The 18433-nt window shown below is 37.2% G+C and carries 20 protein-coding genes; 14 read left to right on the top strand and 6 right to left on the bottom strand.

Annotated elements, in window-relative coordinates; translation table 11 throughout:
- From BJK46_RS12505 to BJK46_RS10635, 3 genes are all read left to right on the top strand, one after another.
- A partial coding sequence (locus BJK46_RS12505; RefSeq protein ID WP_112424793.1) for an LSM domain protein occupies positions 1 to 173 on the top strand: 173 nt, incomplete at its 5' end.
- 182 nt (positions 174 to 355) lie between these two features.
- On the top strand, positions 356 to 925 hold the full coding sequence (locus BJK46_RS10640) for a DUF4355 domain-containing protein (RefSeq protein ID WP_101431333.1): 570 nt from the start codon (positions 356 to 358) through the stop codon (positions 923 to 925).
- Between the two features lie 17 nt (positions 926 to 942).
- Positions 943 to 1191, top strand: a complete 249-nt coding sequence (locus tag BJK46_RS10635) for a hypothetical protein (protein WP_242445278.1) — start codon at positions 943 to 945, stop codon at positions 1189 to 1191.
- A gap of 53 nt (positions 1192 to 1244) precedes the next feature.
- Here the strand turns inward: BJK46_RS10635 and rpsD are convergent, their stop codons facing one another.
- Together rpsD and BJK46_RS10625 are read right to left on the bottom strand one after the other, a co-directional pair.
- On the bottom strand, positions 1245 to 1847 hold the full coding sequence (gene rpsD / locus BJK46_RS10630) for a 30S ribosomal protein S4 (protein ID WP_014613654.1): 603 nt from the start codon (positions 1845 to 1847) through the stop codon (positions 1245 to 1247).
- Positions 1848 to 2081: 234 nt separating this feature from the next.
- Positions 2082 to 2537 carry a GAF domain-containing protein gene (locus BJK46_RS10625; RefSeq protein WP_103263691.1) on the bottom strand — a complete coding sequence of 152 codons (456 nt, stop codon included), beginning with the start codon at positions 2535 to 2537 and terminating at the stop codon, positions 2082 to 2084.
- Between the two features lie 182 nt (positions 2538 to 2719).
- Between BJK46_RS10625 and ezrA the strand changes: the two genes are divergently transcribed.
- The 9 genes from ezrA to BJK46_RS10580 all read left to right on the top strand — a co-directional run bounded on the left by ezrA (position 2720) and on the right by BJK46_RS10580 (position 12525).
- Positions 2720 to 4420, top strand: coding sequence for a septation ring formation regulator EzrA (gene ezrA / locus BJK46_RS10620; protein ID WP_014613656.1), 1701 nt, complete (start codon positions 2720 to 2722; stop codon positions 4418 to 4420).
- A 224-nt stretch (positions 4421 to 4644) separates the two neighbouring features.
- Positions 4645 to 5781, top strand: coding sequence for a cysteine desulfurase family protein (locus tag BJK46_RS10615; RefSeq protein ID WP_103263690.1), 1137 nt, complete (start codon positions 4645 to 4647; stop codon positions 5779 to 5781).
- Positions 5778 to 6998 carry a tRNA uracil 4-sulfurtransferase ThiI gene (thiI, locus tag BJK46_RS10610; protein WP_015729306.1) on the top strand — a complete coding sequence of 407 codons (1221 nt, stop codon included), beginning with the start codon at positions 5778 to 5780 and terminating at the stop codon, positions 6996 to 6998. The genes BJK46_RS10615 and thiI overlap by 4 nt, the downstream gene beginning before the upstream one ends.
- 15 nt (positions 6999 to 7013) lie before the next feature.
- A complete protein-coding gene (locus BJK46_RS10605) occupies positions 7014 to 7787 on the top strand; it encodes a TSUP family transporter (protein WP_014613659.1) in 774 nt (257 codons plus the stop codon).
- Between the two features lie 157 nt (positions 7788 to 7944).
- Positions 7945 to 8937 (top strand): signal peptide peptidase SppA, encoded by a 993-nt coding sequence (gene sppA, locus BJK46_RS10600; RefSeq protein WP_103263689.1) that lies wholly within the window; start codon positions 7945 to 7947, stop codon positions 8935 to 8937.
- 9 nt (positions 8938 to 8946) lie between these two features.
- Positions 8947 to 9531 carry an RDD family protein gene (locus BJK46_RS10595; RefSeq protein WP_103263688.1) on the top strand — a complete coding sequence of 195 codons (585 nt, stop codon included), beginning with the start codon at positions 8947 to 8949 and terminating at the stop codon, positions 9529 to 9531.
- Between the two features lie 63 nt (positions 9532 to 9594).
- Positions 9595 to 10089: a thiol peroxidase gene (gene tpx / locus BJK46_RS10590; RefSeq protein ID WP_014613662.1), complete on the top strand. Its 495-nt coding sequence runs from the start codon at positions 9595 to 9597 to the stop codon at positions 10087 to 10089.
- A 207-nt stretch (positions 10090 to 10296) separates the two neighbouring features.
- On the top strand, positions 10297 to 11244 hold the full coding sequence (locus tag BJK46_RS10585; RefSeq protein WP_041613222.1) for a class I SAM-dependent methyltransferase: 948 nt from the start codon (positions 10297 to 10299) through the stop codon (positions 11242 to 11244).
- 78 nt (positions 11245 to 11322) lie between these two features.
- Positions 11323 to 12525 carry an acetate kinase gene (locus BJK46_RS10580; RefSeq protein ID WP_014613664.1) on the top strand — a complete coding sequence of 401 codons (1203 nt, stop codon included), beginning with the start codon at positions 11323 to 11325 and terminating at the stop codon, positions 12523 to 12525.
- A gap of 259 nt (positions 12526 to 12784) precedes the next feature.
- On the opposite strand, the gene BJK46_RS10575 is transcribed toward BJK46_RS10580, so the two are convergent.
- Positions 12785 to 13288 carry a universal stress protein gene (locus BJK46_RS10575; RefSeq protein WP_014613665.1) on the bottom strand — a complete coding sequence of 168 codons (504 nt, stop codon included), beginning with the start codon at positions 13286 to 13288 and terminating at the stop codon, positions 12785 to 12787.
- 147 nt (positions 13289 to 13435) lie between these two features.
- Here BJK46_RS10575 and ald point away from each other — a divergent pair, with 147 nt between their 5' ends.
- Positions 13436 to 14557 (top strand): alanine dehydrogenase, encoded by a 1122-nt coding sequence (gene ald, locus BJK46_RS10570; RefSeq protein ID WP_014613666.1) that lies wholly within the window; start codon positions 13436 to 13438, stop codon positions 14555 to 14557.
- Between the two features lie 92 nt (positions 14558 to 14649).
- On the opposite strand, the gene BJK46_RS10565 is transcribed toward ald, so the two are convergent.
- Both BJK46_RS10565 and BJK46_RS10560 read right to left on the bottom strand, forming a co-directional pair.
- On the bottom strand, positions 14650 to 15285 hold the full coding sequence (locus BJK46_RS10565; RefSeq protein WP_015729300.1) for a copper homeostasis protein CutC: 636 nt from the start codon (positions 15283 to 15285) through the stop codon (positions 14650 to 14652).
- Entirely contained in the window at positions 15282 to 16337 is a 1056-nt protein-coding gene (locus BJK46_RS10560; RefSeq protein ID WP_014613668.1) for a M24 family metallopeptidase, read from the bottom strand. Before BJK46_RS10560 ends, BJK46_RS10565 begins: the two co-directional genes overlap by 4 nt.
- A gap of 256 nt (positions 16338 to 16593) precedes the next feature.
- On the opposite strand from BJK46_RS10560, the gene BJK46_RS10555 reads away from it, so the two are divergent.
- Positions 16594 to 17283 carry a metal-dependent hydrolase gene (locus tag BJK46_RS10555; protein WP_014613669.1) on the top strand — a complete coding sequence of 230 codons (690 nt, stop codon included), beginning with the start codon at positions 16594 to 16596 and terminating at the stop codon, positions 17281 to 17283.
- A gap of 613 nt (positions 17284 to 17896) precedes the next feature.
- Here the strand turns inward: BJK46_RS10555 and BJK46_RS10550 are convergent.
- The gene (locus BJK46_RS10550) at positions 17897 to 18310 is read right to left on the bottom strand and encodes a universal stress protein (RefSeq protein ID WP_014613670.1); all 414 of its coding nucleotides are present in this window, start codon (positions 18308 to 18310) and stop codon (positions 17897 to 17899) included.
- Positions 18311 to 18433 lie beyond the last annotated feature (123 nt).

Here is an 18433-nt window from a genome sequence, read left to right as displayed (position 1 = left end):
GGAAAAAAGTAAAGATAGAGTTAACTAACGGAAAAATATTCATCGGGAGAGCCGCTGGTTACGATGATGAAATGGATAATGAAAGTGGAGAAGATTCTATACATTTAGATAGTGGCAAACTATTATATGATTTTGATGAAAGCGAAATTAAATCGATTGAAGTTTTAGATTAAGCACCGGATGAAGTGGTAAATCATTCATCTCGGTGCTCTTTTTATACTCAATTTTAAGCGACTGTGTTGCAGTGGCTATTTTTTATGCCCAAACCGTGCTTATGGCGTTAAAAGATGCAAGTGTAGTCCAAACCATGCAATGACATAAAACTTGCAAGAGTAGATTTAAATGAGGTGCAGAAATGAAAGAACAATGGTTAAAGTTAAGCTTACAATTTTTTAATGATGCGGGTACTGAGGAAGCCGTGAGTGATGAGAATGTTGAAACTGAACCGACACAAGAAGTTGAAGAACTGTCTGAGTCTCAAATGAAGTTAGTGAATGAGCGTGTGAATGAAGAAATGGCACGTCGTACGAAAGAGATGCGTCAACAGATTCAAGATGAATTGAATGAAAAGCAAAAAGAAGCTGATAAATTGCGTAAGATGAACGCCGAACAAAAGCATCAATACGAGCTTGAAAAGGCTGAAAAAGAACGTGATGACTATAAACAACAACTTGAGTCATACAAGATGCGTCAAGAGGCGATGGCGATGTTTAATGAGGCAGGTATGCAAGCCCCTGAATCTTTATTGAATATGGTCGTTCAAGATACAGCAGAAGCAACAAAAGAAGCTGTAGATAGCTTTGTTTCGATGGTGAATCAGGAAGTGCAGCGTCAATTAGAAAGTAAAGCGACACAAAACCATGTTGCAGGGAATCATGTTGAAGCACCTAAAACAGATGAAGCTTGGAAAACATTTTTAAATTAAGAAAGGTTGATTTGATGATGAAATTTAATTTGAAATTCAATTTACAATTTTTTGCTGATGATTCAGCTAGTGGTGGCGGTACGTCCTCACCTATAGCAGCTACAAAAACGAAAGTGGCACTGGGTGAAACGAAATTAAAGGACAAACACACTGGCATTGTAAAAACTGTGACAGATGCGAAGTCGTATGTGACGCCTGCATTGATTACTGATGATGCAATTTATATGGAAGGGCGTTTTGTTAGCCATCTTATGATACATTTTTAAACGCAAAAAAACACCAAGCATACGTATATACTTGGTGTCCGAAAAATAACAGATTAACGTGAGTAGTACTCAACGATTAATTGTTCATTGATTTCAGCTGGCAACTCGCTACGTTCTGGAAGACGAACGAAAGTACCTGTTAAGTTATCAGCATCGAAGTCTAAGTAATCAGGAACGAAATTGTTGATTTCAACTGATTCTTCGATGATTGCTAATTTACGTGATTTTTCACGAACAGTAACAACTTGACCCGGTTTTAATGTGTATGATGGAATGTCAACACGTTTACCGTCAACTTCTACGTGACCGTGACCAACTAATTGACGTGCTTGACGACGTGTACGCGCTAAACCTAAAGCGTAAACAATAGCGTCTAAACGGCTAGCAAGTAAGATCATGAAGTTTTCACCATGAACACCGCCTTGTTTACCAGCAGTTTGGAATGTGTTACGGAATTGACGTTCAGTCATACCATATAAGTAACGTAATTTTTGTTTTTCACGTAATTGTAATCCATACTCAGATAATTTTTTACGTTGAGTTGGACCGTGTTGTCCTGGTGCGTAAGGACGTTTGTCTAATTCTTTACCAGTACCTGATAATGAGATACCTAAACGACGAGATTTTTTCCAGCTTGAACCTCTGAATCGAGCCATAATGTGACTCCTCCTTTTTCTTTTTTGTTGTTATGAAAAAACAAAAAAGAGTGTTGAATGCTCAATAGGATATAATGTTTTATGTATCCTCACCTCATAGCTCCGGTTACACGACACGTCCGCTTTGGGAACATCATAGCGCCTATTAATATTCAACTGCTATTTTCGTTTATTCACACAAAGGATATTGTATCATTTTATACGTAAAAGTCAAACATAATTTGAATAAATGGTTTAAAGGTGTGTTTCTAGTACTTTTACGACGTCTTCTAAACCTGCTTCGTCTGCTTCAGAAAAACGTGCAGGGATAGGGGCATCGATATCTAATACACCAATCACTTCGCCGCCTTTATGAATTGGAATAACGATTTCAGATTGGCTGTTCGCATCACAGGCAATATGGCCAGGGAAGGCATGCACATCAGCGACACGTTGCGTTTGTTTTTTTGCAACAGCTGTACCACATACACCTTTGCCGACTTCGATATGAACACATGCCGGTTTACCTTGGAACGGTCCTAAAATTAATGCCTCATCTTTCATTAAGTAAAAACCGACCCAGTTAATTTGAGATAAATTTTCATTTAATAACGCAGAAGCATTACTTAAATTTGCGATTAAATCTGTTTCTCCATCTAACATCGCATCAAGTTGACGAGATAAGAGATGATAGTCTGTTGTTTCTGTCATTCAATTCACTCACTTTCTTATCAATTTATCCCATATTATAAGCTATCTCTTGAATACGACGCAATTTTCTGAGATATTTTGATAGAACTGCAAAAAACTGCAATTAATTTTAAGATTTTATTTTAATGCATCCTTAAATTACGTTATAATAGTTTTATGTATTTAGGAGGAGACGAGTGGACATGGCATTATATATTATACTAGCGATTATCATTGTTATTTTGATTGCAATCGGTGTTTTATTTTACATGCGATCAAACAAAAGGTCGATTATTCAATCTGCTGAAGAGAGAAGAGAAAAGTTAAATGCATTGTCGTATGATGAAAGTTTGGAGAAATTGAAAACGTTACACTTATCTGGTGAAACAAAAAATCAGTACGATACATTGAACCAATCATGGACGGACACAACAAATAACTATTTGGCACCTGTAGATGAAAAAATCCATGAAGCAGAAATGAATCTAGATAAATTCAAGTTTTCATTAGCTCAAACGGACATTGATGATGCACATGCTTTAATGGACCAGTACGAAGCGAAACATCAAGAGTTGATTAGTCAAGCGGATGAAGTATACGACATGCATCAACAGAGCGATGAAATTTATGAAAGAAGTAAAAATGAATACCGTAAATTGAAGCGCGATGTCCTTGCAAATCGTCATCAATATGGTGAATCAGCAAGTTTATTAGAAAAGGAAATTGAAGGTTTTGAACCAGAATTTGAAGTGTATGAGACGTTAAAAGCTGAAGGTAACTACCAAGAAGCACACACGCATATTCAAGGGTTAGATCAAGATATTGCTTATTTAAAAGAAGATATGAGTGAAATTCCTGATTTAATGCGTGAAGCACAAAAAGAACTGCCTGGTCAATTTCAAGATATTAAATATGGCGTACGTGATTTGAAAGTAGAAGGTTATGATTTAGATCATGTGAAAGTCGACAGTACATTACAAGACTTAAAGACAGAGCTTAGCTTTGTTGAACCGATGATCAGTCGTCTTGAGCTAGATGAAGCGAATGACAAATTGGCTCAAATTAATGACCGCCTTGATGATATGTATGACTTAATCGAGCATGAAGTTAAATCGAAAAATGCTGTAGAAGAATCTAAAGAACGTATTACAAATGATTTGTTCCATGCCAAAGATATGAATTACACGTTACAAACTGAAATTGAATACGTGCGTGAGAATTATTATATCAATGAAAGTGATGTACAAAGTGTGCGTCAATTTGAAAATGAGATTCAAAATTTAATTTCAGTGTATGACGAAATTTTATCTGAAATGGCGAAATCATCTGTACGTTATAGCGAAGTCCAAGATAACTTGAAATATATTGAAGACCATGTTGAAGTAATTAATACGAAACAAGAAAAGCTACAAAATCATCTCGTGTCACTAAGAGAAGATGAAGCAGAGGCAGAAGAACATATTTTACGTGTCCAAAGTAAAAAAGAAGAAATTTATCGTCGTTTACTTGCTTCAAACTTAACAAGCGTGCCAGAACGTTTCATTATTTTGAAAAATGAAATTGATTATGAAGTGCGTGACGTCAATAAACGTTTTAGTGAGCGACCAATTAATGTGCAACAATTGAAAGATAAAGTTAATAAAGTCGTGCTTCAAATGAACAAATTTGAAGATGAAGCGAACGATGTGCTCATTAATGCGGTGTACGCAGAACGTCTCATTCAATACGGCAACCGTTATCGTAAAGACAATCATGATTTAGATAAGAGCTTGAACGAGGCAGAACGTTTATTTAAAAACAACCGCTACAAGCGTTCAAGTGAAATTTCAGAACAAGCGCTCGAACAACTTGAGCCTGGTATCGCACAACATATTGAACGAGAAGTGTTAGAACAACAATCTTAATATATGAATGCAACAGCGAAGTAACACGTGCATCTATCGTAGTGTCATTAACTATGATAGGTGCACTTTTTTATGGGGTTCATTTGAAAATGCTATAGTGAAGCCATTCAATCCGAAAAGTTTACCGGAATGATAAAAATTTAGAAAATATCGAATGGATATGACATCAGACCCAAGACTTGTAGTACAATGTAAAATGAAATTTAAAGAGAGGAAGTCTGCACATGTTATATTTTGATAACGCAGCGACGACGAAACCCGATCCATCCGTGTTATCGAGTTTTATGAAAGTGAACGAGAAGTTTTTCTATAATCCGAATAGCCCACATCAAAAAGGGCAAGAAGTTGAGCGTTTATTACAAAATGCGAGAGACCAAATTAAATCGACGCTGAAGTTAAACGATGAAACACTTATATTTACAAGCGGGGCAACAGAGTCGAACAATATGGCTTTAAAAGGGGCAGCACATCAGAAAAAGCATTTTGGACGTACCATCATCACGTCGTTACTTGAACATCCATCTGTATTAGAAGTTATGCGAGAACTTGAACGAGAAGGTTTTATATTAAAGTACGTCAATGTGACAACTGAGGGGCGCATTGACATTGATGATTTAAAGTCACTGTTAACCAATGATGTGATTTTAGTGACGTGCATGCAAGTGAATAATATTATGGGACAAATGCAACCTATTGAAGAGATTGTTAAAAGCTTAAAGCCTTATCCGAAAGTACATTTTCATGTTGATGCGGTACAAGCACTTGGTAAATGGCCGATTCAAATGACAGGGATTGACAGTTTATCGTTGAGTGGTCACAAGTTTAATGGTTTAAAAGGTCAAGGTTTACTCATTTTAAAAAACTTACATCAAATTTATCCAATTATTCAAGGTGGCGGTCAAGAATTTGGTTTGCGTAGTGGGACGGTCAATGTCGCAAGTGATGTGGCATTAGCGAAAGCCATTCGACTGGCGGAAGATCAACGTGAGTCCTTAATACAAACGTTGTCGACATTTACCACTGCATTGCGTGAGATGATTCAAGATTATCCTGGTGTCGTCATTAATTCACCGGTTGATGCATCACCGCATATTTTAAATTTGGCATTTCCAGGTGTACGAGGAGAAGTATTAGTCAATGCCTTTTCGAAGCAAGGGATTATGATTTCGACGACAAGTGCATGTTCGTCCAAACATTCGAATGTCAATGAAGTATTAAAAGCGATGAACATTTCAGTGTCGCGTATTTTAGGAAGTATCCGTTTGTCATTTGATAGACATACGACCATGCAAGATATTGAAACGTTTAAAGTGGCGTTTCACCAAGTATATAGAGAAATTGAGGAGTTGTTAGAAAAATGATTTATGACCATATATTAGTTCGTTATGGAGAATTAACATTAAAGGGGGGGAATCGTAAAACATTTGTCAGTCAGTTGCGTTCCAATGTAAAACGTGCACTCATGCCATTAAAAGGGTATGAAGTGAAAGCGAATCGTGATCGCATGTATATTCAATTAGAACCAGAAGCTGACATTGAAGAAATGATGACACGTATATCGAAAGTGTTCGGTGTACATTCAATCAGCCCAGTTTTAAAGTTGGAAAAGTCGATGGATGCGGTGTATGAACACGCACGATTATTCGCTCAAAATTATGAAGCGGGAGATAGTTTCAAAATTGAAGTGAAACGCTCTGACAAAAATTTTGAATATGAAACATTTGCAATCCAACGTATGGTCGGTGGTGAAGTGCTTAAAAGTAATACATCACTCCATGTGGATGTTCGCCAACCTGACCATGAAATCAAAGTGGAAGTCCGTCTAGATGCGATTTATATGTATGACCGCATTATTCCAGCGATTGGTGGTTTGCCAGTCGGAACAGGAGGAAAGACGCTGTTAATGTTATCAGGCGGTATTGATTCACCGGTTGCAGGGATGGAAGTGATGCGCCGTGGTGTAACGATTGAAGCGATTCATTTCCATAGTCCGCCATTTACAAGTGAAAAAGCGAAAGAAAAAGTGATTGAATTGACGCGAATTATGGCGGAGAGAGTCGGTTCAATTCGTTTACACATTGTGCCTTTTACAGAAGTCCAAAAACAAATTCATAAAGTCGTTCATGAACGTTACACGATGACGTCAACACGCCGCATGATGTTAAGAATCGCCGATAAAGTCGTGTATCAAATTGGAGCTGACGCGATTGTAAATGGTGAAAACTTAGGACAAGTCGCTAGCCAAACATTGAAAAGTATGTATGCAATTAATGCGGTCACGAACACGCCAATTTTACGTCCGTTATTGTCATTAGATAAAGAAGAAATCGTGCAAAAGGCAAAGGATATTGGCACATTTGAAACGTCTATTCAACCTTATGAAGATTGTTGTACGATTTTCACACCGAAAAATCCAGTGACAGAGCCGCAATTTGAAAAAGTATTACAATATGAATCTGGTTTTGATTTTGAAGAAATGATTGATAGAGCGGTAGGTAATATTGAAACCATTGTGATCGATAAAAACTACCAAACCCATCAAGATGAGCAAAACACATGGGATGATGACTTGTTCTAAAAAGGGGGATAAACAATGATTTTAGAATGGGATGGGACACTGATTTTAATAATCATTAGTTTAGGCTTTTTAGCTGCATTTATCGATGCTGTAGTCGGTGGAGGCGGTTTAATATCGATCCCCGCATTACTTGCCATTGGTATGCCACCCGCTGTTGCATTAGGGACGAATAAATTAGCGAGTGCATTCGGATCATTGACGAGTGCGATTCGTTTTATTCGCTCGGGTAAAGTGGATCTCGCTATTGTTGCTAAACTGTTCCCTTTATCCTTTATCACCTCGATTTTAGGTGCAATCGTAGCAGTTTATTTACCTGCTGAACTTTTAAAGCCAATTGTGATTGTCATTTTGTCAATGGTTCTCGTTTATACGTTATTGAAAAAAGATTGGGGCAGTATCCGTACATATACTACGCTACCTTTATATAAAATGATTTTGTTTACGTGCCTTATTGTGGTCATCGGCTTTTATGATGGCTTTCTTGGTGGCGGAACAGGATCATTTTTACTCTTCGTCTTTTTATTATTAGGCTTTGATTTTTTAAGTGCTGCGGGTAATGCGAAAGTGTTGAATTTTGCCTCAAACTTAGGTGCGTTACTGTTGTTTATTTATTTAGGCCGTGTCGATTATGTTTATGGGTTAAGCATGGGTGTCAGTATGATTGCGGGGTCTTATGTTGGCGCGATATTTGCACTAAAAAAAGGAGTCAGTTATGTCAGAATCTTATTTGTTATCGTCACTGTCGTCCTTATTTTAAAAAATGTCTGGGATTACATCTCAACGCATTAACAAGGAAGAGATTGTGCATGATTGAGATGCATGTCCTTCAAAAACTATTGATTTACGTTCAATTTTAAATTTCAAATGATTTCTTACAGTTATTTGACCTAAAGACTATATTTTTTTGTTATGATAAATTTGAAAAACATTTGAAAGGAAGTTGATTATGTCAAAAAGGATCATAGCGATTATATTAGCAAGTGTCATCGTACTGGGCGGTATTTTAATGAGTGCCATGACAACAGTTGTATCCTCTCTTATGAGTGGGGATTTTAACATTAATAAGGAAGCGACAAGTACTGTACTTGAAGAAGGCGATAGTAATAAGAAAATTGCAGAAATTGTCGTTGAAGGTGAAATTATCGATACAGGTGCGAGCGGTGGGCTGTTCGGTGGTGGCGCAGGTTATAATCATCAAGCGGCTTTAAAACAACTCGAAACGATTAAAAATGATGATTCTATCAAAGGTGTGTTACTCAGCGTTAATAGTCCGGGTGGCGGTACATATGAAAGTGATGAATTTTATCAAAAAATAAAAGAAGTGAAAGATTCAGGTAAAAAGATTTTTGTCCAAATGGAAAATTTAGCGGCATCTGGAGGCTACTACATTTCAGCACCAGCCGATAAAATTTATGCGGGTCCTCAATCTTTAACAGGTTCAATTGGTGTCATTTCTGAGTCAAAAGATTATTCAGAGCTTTTGGACAACTTAGGCATTAGAACAAACACAATCAAATCAGGTGCACATAAAGATATTTTAAGTAGTTCTCGTAAAATGACAGATGAAGAAAGAGAGATTTTACAGTCTATTAATAAAGATAGTTTTGATCAATTTGTCAATGTGGTTAAAGAGGGACGTCAAATGTCCGAATCAAAAGTGCGTGAATTGGCAGATGGACGTATTTATAGTGCACAACAAGCGAAAAGTAATGGTTTGATTGACGCTATCGGTTATAAAGATAAGACTTTAAAAGACTTGATGAAAGCGATTAAAGTTGAGAACCCAGAAATTATTACGTTCGACCCTGAAGAAAGTAATTTAACGAGCTTTTTAGGCATGAAATCATTCATAAATGGATTGCGTGCAGAGTTGAAAGATGTGAAATCCATTATTAATAATGAATCACAAACACGACCAATGTACAAATATGAAGGGTAGGTGATTGAGATGCAACATTCAAATGAGTTTAACTATAATCCGTCTCAACCCCGCCCTGAGATGTCACGTCCAATGAATAGTCATCGGGCAGATGGACTTGCGACACAAACGATTGAAAAACATCGATATGAACTGGATGCGTTTTTCTATGCAGGTTTTGGCAGACGGTTTTTAAGTTATATCATTGACCTTGCAATCTTATGGGGTGTGACACAAATTGTTTTAAACCCTATTTATGGACTGACAGGTATCGATAGTTGGAAATTGTGGATTGATAAATTCAGCTTAGGTCATATGCTTGATGTACTTATTTATTTTAGTTACTTTGTATTGATGACGAAATACTTTCAACAAACAGTTGGTAAAATGATTGTCGGCATTAAAGTGTATCACCGGAAGTTAACGCGATTGAACTGGTCAGATGTTTTAATGAGAGAATGGATTGGCCGTATCATTTCAAATGTTTTTTTCGGCTTGCCATACTTAGCTGTACTGTTCACGCCTAAACATATCGGTGTGCATGATTACTTTGCGGATACAGTCGTCGTTAAAAATAAATACCTTCATTATATTAAAGAAACTGAAGGTATATGACGTGATAACGACTGATTAACACGATATAATAGGGAAGTAATCTATTTAATGGAGGTACTATTGATGGCACAAATTACATTTAAACAAAACCCTGTTGAATTATTAGGTCAAGAGGTTAACATTGGGGACCAAGCTCCAGACTTCACAGTAGTAGACAATAATTTACAGCCTGTGACACTGGCAACATATGAAGGCAAGAAAAAATTAGTCAACGTTGTTCCTTCTCTTGACACAGGGGTATGTGATCAACAAACACGTAAGTTCAATGAAGAAGCAAGTACTGAAGATGGGTACGTATTAACGATTTCTATGGACTTACCATTTGCGCAACAAAGATGGTGTGCGTCAAGTGGATTAGACAACGTGATTACATTAAGTGATTATCAAAGTCGTTCATTTGGTCAAAACTACGGCGTGATGATGGACGGTTTACAATTATTAGCACGTTCAGTATTTGTATTAGACGAAAATAATAAAGTCGTATATAAAGAGATTGTAGCAGAGGGTACGGATTTCCCTAACTTTGAAGCAGCACTTGAAGCTTATCGCAACATTTAATTGAGGGTGAATGACCAAGTTGAGTGGAGATTCGCTGTATCAGCATCAACCTACTTTAAGTATGGTTTTTCTGACATACCCTATCTCTGTTGACATGTCGTTCAATCAATGAATGCTGATGAAATGAACAAAGGGAGATTCAGAAGCCACATTTTTTAGTGTGTACTTCTGAAATGCTCCCTTATTTTTATGAAAGGATGATGAATGATGACAGAAAGCACCTCTATTATGGAGACATTGTTCCATCAACTCGATGAAAGAACACAAAATTTAAATGAAGAAAATGGTCAAAGCTTTATTGAAAACTTAGGCTTGGCAATGGAACAACTTTATACCTCTGAACGTGATATATTAGAACAAGCTACACTTCAAGATAGAAGAAAAGCATTTCAATTTGCGTATTTGAATCAACTGCAAAAAGAGGAAGTTCAAGCTAATCATCAAATTACTCCCGATTCTATTGGACTTATTTTAGGGTTTTTAGTGTCGCAATTTAAAGAAGGCACCAAAGAACTGCATATTGCCGATTTAGGCAGCGGTACAGGCCATTTAAGCGCTACCGTTCATGAAGTGATGACAGACTTCACTATCATGCACCATTTAGTTGAGGTTGACCCAGTACTTTCTAGAGTGAGTGTACACCTTGCGAACTTTTTAGAAATTCCGTTTGATGTGTATCCTCAAGATGCTATTATGCCGTTACCCTTTGATGGTGCGGATGTTGTCATTGGTGATTTGCCGATTGGGTATTACCCGAATGACGCGCGTAGCGAACAACTACAGTTAGGTTTTGATGAGGGGCACAGTTTTGCACACCACTTATTTATCGAACAAGCAATTGAAGCGGTGAAGCCATCAGGGTACGCTTTCCTCGTTGTACCAAGTCAACTGTTCGAGGGCGACTATGTAAAACAGTTGGAAAATTTTATTGCTACAGAAACAGAAATGCAAGCTTTCCTAAACTTGCCGAAAACATTATTTAAAAGTGAACGTGCACAAAAATCGATCCTCATTTTGCAACGTAAAGAACACAATGTGACGAAGCCTGTAGAAGTTTTGCTCGCTAATATTCCAGATTTTAAAAACCCACAAAACTTCCAACAATTTTTATCTGAACTTAAAACTTGGTTGTCACAAAATCAACCTAAAAATTAGTCTGTTACACCCTTGAAATCAAACTGTATTAATGGTTAAATAGATGTGAATAAAATATATATATTGGAGGCCGTTGACATGTCAAAATTAATTTTGGCGATTAACGCTGGTAGTTCATCATTGAAATTTCAATTAATCGAAATGCCAGAAGAAAAATTAATCACTAAAGGGTTAGTTGAGCGTATTGGATTAAAGGATTCGATTTTCACAATTGAAGTGAATGGTGAAAAAATCAAAGAAGTACAAGATATTAAAGATCACGAACAAGCGGTAAACATGATGTTAGAGAGTTTACAAAAACACGGCGTGATTAATGACATTAACGAAATCGATGGTACAGGTCATCGTGTTGTACATGGTGGCGAATTATTCCCTGAGTCTGTTTTAGTGACAGATGATGTGATTAAAGACATTGAAAAATTAACAGACTTAGCACCACTTCACAACCCAGCAAACTTAATGGGAATTCAAGCATTTAGAAAATTGCTTCCTGAAATTCCTCATGTGGCTATATTTGATACATCATTCCACCAAACAATGCCTGAATCAGCATATTTATATAGCTTACCTTATGACTACTATAAAAAATATGGTATTCGTAAATATGGTTTCCACGGTACAAGCCATAAATATGTATCACAACGTGCAGCTGAAATGTTAGGTAAACCTATTGAGGAATTACGTATTATTTCATGTCATATTGGTAACGGTGCTTCAATTGCTGCAATCGATGGCGGTAAATCAATCGACACGTCAATGGGCTTTACACCATTAGCAGGTGTGACAATGGGTACACGTTCAGGTAATATTGACCCTGCATTAATTCCATTCTTGATGGAGAAAACAGGTAAAACGGCTGATGAAGTACTTAATATTTTAAACAAAGAATCAGGTTTATTAGGTATCACTGGAACGTCTTCAGATTTACGTGATATCGAAGACGATGCGAAAAATGGAGAAGAACGTGCAGAGTTAGCGTTAGAAGTATTTGCATCACGCATCCATAAATACATGGGTTCATATGCAACACGTATGCATGGCGTCGATGTGATCATCTTTACTGCCGGTGTAGGTGAAAACTCAGATGCAGTGCGTGCGCGTGTATTAGAAGGTTTGGAATTTATGGGCGTTTATTGGGATCCACGTAAAAATGAAGGATTACGTGGTAAAGAAGCTGAGCTCAACTACCCACATTCACCTGTAAAAGTATTAGTCATCCCTACAAATGAAGAAGTGATGATTGCACGCGACGTGATGACTTTCGGTGAGTTAGAAGGTTAATTTTGAAATAGCGTATGATAATAACAGTATGAGTTGTGATATTTTCACGGCTTGTACTGTTTTATTTTTTGTAAAGAAAGGGGAAAGGCATTAAAAAAGAGACGAGGAAAACGAATTTCCAAGCCTCTTTATTAGCCATGAAGTAAGAAGTTACATGATGTGTTTTAGCATCTAACTACTTCATGCCTTGATGATTGTTGTGAATAGGAGACTAAAATTGATGTCCCATATCCATTCAAATGTTTGCTATAGGGTTTAATTAAATGCTGAAATCTTTTAATAGTTCGTCTGTTGCTACTTTTGGTTCGAAGTTTTCTGGAATTTGCTCAGTACGTACAACTAATACATCACATGCTGAATGACGTACAATGGCTTCAGATACCGAACCTACGATAAAACGTTCTACCGCGTTAAGGCCTGAAGTACCACACATCACAAGGTCAACATCTGAATTTTCATCACTTGCTAATTTTGGAAGAACTGATTTAGGTGATCCAAATTCTAAGCGCGTTTCCACATTTTGAATGCCTTCATCTTGTGCCACTTGACGGTAGCCATCCAATAATTTTTCTGCAAATGATTTAGACTTTTCAGTGAAGTGTGAATCATAAACTTCAAAAGATGTGTAAGTTCTTGAATCGATGACATTCACGATAATCAGTTTGGCATTATTACGTTTTGCAACTGCAACCGCTTTGTTAAATGCCCATTCCGCTTCATGAGAACCATCAACAGCAATTAAAATATTTTTGTACATATACATGGCTAAAACCCCTTTCTTATTTCGCCTTTATTATAACATATCATTTCTAAATTTAAGTGAAATTTATATGAACTAAAAAATCAAAAATTGTTATGATTGCGCTTACATGTTGTATGCGTTATGATTGGTTTTGGAGGTGCAAGGAGTATGAGAATTGGAATTCCGAAAGAGATTAAAAATAATGAAAATCGTGTCGGTTTATCCCCAAGTGGTGTACATGCACTTGTAGAAGCTGGACATGAAGTGTTAGTTGAAACAGCAGCAGGTGAGGGCTCTTATTTCGAAGACATGGATTATGTTCAAGCGGGGGCAAACATCGTCAATAGCCAAGATGATGTTTGGAATGTCGACATGGTGATTAAAGTGAAAGAACCATTAAAAGAAGAATATGAATACTTTAGAGAGGGACTCATTTTATTCACATATCTTCACTTGGCAAATGAACCTGAATTAACAAAAGCGCTCATCGATAAAAAAGTTGTGGCTATCGCATATGAAACGGTACAACTTGGTGATCGTTCGTTACCTTTACTCACACCAATGAGCGAAGTGGCTGGACGTATGTCTACACAAATTGGGGCGCAATTTTTACAACGCTTCAATGGGGGCATGGGTATTTTACTTGGAGGAATTCCAGGTGTACCAAAAGGTAAAGTGACTATTATCGGTGGCGGTCAAGCAGGAACAAATGCGGCGCGTATTGCATTAGGACTTGGTGCAGATGTAACGATCCTTGACGTGAATCCGAAACGTTTGCAAGAACTTGAAGACCTTTTTGATGGTCGTGTGCACACAATTATGTCTAATCCTTTAAACATTGAATCGCATGTCGTAGAAAGTGACCTTGTCATTGGGGCAGTATTGATTCCGGGAGCAAAAGCACCGAAATTAGTTACTGAGGACATGATAAAGAAAATGAAATCTGGTTCTGTCGTCGTTGATATCGCGATTGACCAAGGTGGTATTTTTGAAACGACAGATAAAATTTCAACACATGATGACCCAACTTATATTAAACACGGTGTTGTTCATTATGCCGTTGCAAACATGCCAGGTGCAGTGCCACGTACTTCTACAATTGGCTTAAATAATGCAACGTTACCATATGCGTTACAAATTGCAAGTAAAGGCTATCAACGTGCATTAACAGAAAACGTACCACTTTCCCATGGGTTAAACGTGTTTAATGGACACGTGACAAATAAAGCGGTTGCTGAAGCGTTCAATTATGATTATACGCCAGTGGCACAAGTATTAACAGAAGCATAATTAAATTGTTCTAAAATATAAAAAAGTCAGGGATATGTTGCATTTCCCTGACTCGTCTTTTTGAATGAATATGAGCAAGTTCAATATTGAATTTAAGTTTTTACAATATGTGTCCCATGCACTTCTTGAAAAGGAAATAATTCCAATAGCGCATCTAAATTCTCATAATTCAAACCACCACCTGGCATGATTTCAATTTGTCCTTTAGATTGACGAACCCATTTGGCGAGTTGGGGTAAGTTATCAAATAGGTTTGATTGAGTAGGGCCACCATGCGTCAGTAATCGTGTGACACCTAAATTGATCAATTGTTGTAATGCTTTTGATTGGCCGGCAGGGTAGATATGATCAAATGCCATATGACACACAACACGTATCGGTGCGGCAAGGTGAATCAATGTTTGCATTTGAAACTGATGTAACGTGCTCTCAGTCGTTAAACAACCGAACACGAAATAATCGATGGGCAACGTTTTGAGTTGTTGAATGTCAGCTTGCATCGACTCGAACTCGTACCAATTGTAAACAAACGCCCCACCTCGAGGACGAATCATCACAGCCAGTTCTGCATCATACATTTGGCACATATCACTGGCGATTTTAACCATGCCATAACTCGGTGTTGTGCCACTTTCATGCATATTTTCACAAAGTTCAATTCGATTGGCGCCCGCTTTTAATTTAGCTTCAACTTCTACTAATGAGGATGCAACAGCTTCTTTAATCATTTCTTATAACCTGATAGTGATTCATAGCCATCTTCTGTGACTAAAATATCATCTTCTATACGGACGCCCGCAACATTCGGTACATAAATACCAGGCTCAATTGTCAGTACCATACCGGCTTCAAGAGAATTTTGATTCGTACTTGAAATATCTTGGTATTCATGTGCTTCCAGACCTAAGCCATGTCCTAGACGGTGAGGGAAGTATTCGCCATATCCCGCTTCAGTAATGATACCTCGTGCAATATCATCAAGTTCACTAATCGTGACACCAGGTTTAATATGTTGGATTGCTGTTTGCTCTGCTTTTAATACGATGTCGTAAATGGCTTGTGCTTTATCATCAGGTTGGCCAAAAGCGACAGTACGTGTAATATCGCTGCAGTAATGATTGTAAATGACGCCTAAGTCAAACAGCACATATTCGTTATTTTTAAGCTGACGGTCTCCAGGTGTACCGTGTGGTGCCGCTGCATGATCGCCAAATAAGACCATTGTGTCAAAACTCATTTCATTGACTCCGTATTTTTTTATTTCATTTTCAATATGATTTACAACTTCTCGTTCTGTGACACCTTCTTTTAAAAATGCCACACCGATTTCCATACATTTATCCGCTAATTTTGCAGCTTGTCTTAAAGTGTCGATTTCGTCTGCTGTTTTAACGTTACGTAACGCGCGAATGATAGGGTCAGCAGCTTCAAAAGTATGCACAGAAAAGGCATTTTTAAGCGCGTGATAGCGTTGTACCGTTAAATGATTTTCTTCAATCAATAATGTTCCGTACGTTTCACGATGCTTATCGAAAGGATTTTCAGTGTCTAAGTAGCCGATGATGTCACCAGTAAATGGAGAGGTTTTCACTTCCTCTACTTCGAGTTGAGGGCAGAATAAAATTTGTTGGCCATCTGCTCGAACAAGTAATGCGAATAATCGTTCATGTGGTTCAGATTTATAGCCAGTCAAATAGAAGATGTTAATCGGGTTGGACACCCACATCGCATCTGCTTGTTGCTCCTTTAATGTTTGAACGAGTTGTTCTATTTTTGACATAAAAACGCCTCCTTTATTTCTTCATATTCATTTTAAGTCAGTTGATTTGAGAATGCAAAGTGCGCACGCTTTGATGTTTAAATCATATTGGTGAAGTGAATAAAAATAGCAGAAGTTATTTTGTTTTTCAGAAATAAGTATTATAAAAAGCACTTTAAATATGGGGGTGCTAGTTGTAAATTTTAGATTTATGTTGAAGCCCCTGTTAATATAAAGTTAGGAATCTGCATTACACATGATGAAGGAGGATGCGAACATGAAATTATCTTTTCATGGTCAATCGACTGTATATTTTGAAGCAAATGGGAAATCAGGTATTATTGATCCGTTTATTACAGGAAATGGACAAACAGATTTAAATGTTGAGGATTTAAAAGTAGACTACGTGATTTTAACACACGGTCACGAAGATCATTTTGGAGATACGATTGAAATTGCTAAGCGTAATAACGCAACAGTCATTGGCTCAGCTGAAATGGCGAATTATTTATCTACAAACCAAGGCGTTGAAAATGTACACCCTATGAATATTGGAGGGAAATGGACATTTGATTTTGGTGTCGTTAAATTTGTTCAAGCGTTTCACAGTTCAAGTTTAACAGATGACAATGGTATTCCGATGTACTTAGGTATGCCGATGGGTGTCATTTTAGAATTAGAAGGTAAAACGATTTATCATACAGGTGATACAGGCTTATTCAGCGACATGAAATTAATTGCTGATCGTCATCCTGTTGATGTATGCTTTGTACCAATTGGTGATAATTTTACTATGGGTATTGAAGATGCAAGTTATGCGATTAATGAATTCATCCAACCTAAGTTGACTGTGCCGATTCATTATAATACCTTCCCATTGATTGAACAAGATCCAGAAGCGTTTAAAAAGCTTGTGAATGTCGGGGAAGTGCAAATTGTCAAACCTGGTGGCGTTGTTGAACTATAAAGGTTGTTTTTATACAGCTTATATAACAATTTGAGCTCATTACAAAGCGTGTTAAACGAAAGACTGTAGAACTATTCTTCATTAATGAAAGTTTTGACTGATGGTGTAGCTTATTTGGGCTACCTTTCCTAGGCGCTGGTCTGGCCCCCGCAAGGCTGACTAGACTTCTCAAAAGGGTATGCATTGAAAAGTCAGGTAGCTACTGCGTTAAACGGTAGTCACTTTTAAAGTTAAATGCTGTTAACTCATTTCTCAGGAGTGTCACCCAAGCGCCTAACCTTTAGTCAAACATCTGAGTGGAATTGAAGAATAGTGCTCACAATCTTTTTTATTTTTGGGTCATAAACTTTGCGTATTTTAGGAAATGTCGGTTACATAACAATTCATATATGCGTGAGTCGAATCTGTTTTTGCAATTAAAGAACTTTAATGTAAATATTGTTTTTTGATGTTAAAACACATTTGCTACACTAGTTAATTGATACATAATAAAAAGGGGGCTGGACGTTGATTTGTCCGAACCCCTTGATTGATTGTGATTTAATAATGTGGCGCATAAGAATCATTCAGTTTTTATAGGTTGAATGGATTACGTTAGTTTGCTGTGTTGATTTTACTTTACGATTAACACTGGTATTTTGGCGCGTTTTGCGACTTTATGGCTCACGCTACCTAATACGAACTTCTTCGCTGCTTCTGCTTTACGATTACTGAGCACGACGATATCGTATTGACCGCTGTTCGCATAGTTTACGATTTTTTCTTTTGGATTGCCACGTTCGATAATTTCTTCATATTGCAAACCATTTTGTTCTAATGTGTCACGTGTCGGTTTCATTTGTTCGTGACGCATTTGTTTAAGTTCTTCATAATGTGTCCCCATTTTAACAGAAGCTTGGACGTCTTGTTCTCCGATGATATTGAGCAATGTCACAACGGAGCTGTCGCCTGAAATTTTAACAACTTCTTGGAGCGCTTTCGCATTTTTTAAATCTGTATCCACTGCAAGTAAAATATTTTGATGCATCTCTATCATCCTCCTTAAAACTAGTGTAACAAAAATATCGGTAAAAGTGATTCAATACATATGAAGCAATGCGCTTTAACATCGAACATCTTAAACCGTCACTATTTTAACCGGTTTAAAAAG

Origin of the sequence: Staphylococcus pseudintermedius, from assembly GCF_001792775.2 — a bacterium.
GTDB lineage: Bacteria > Bacillota > Bacilli > Staphylococcales > Staphylococcaceae > Staphylococcus > Staphylococcus pseudintermedius.
This window is presented reverse-complemented; position numbering and strand designations above follow the sequence as displayed.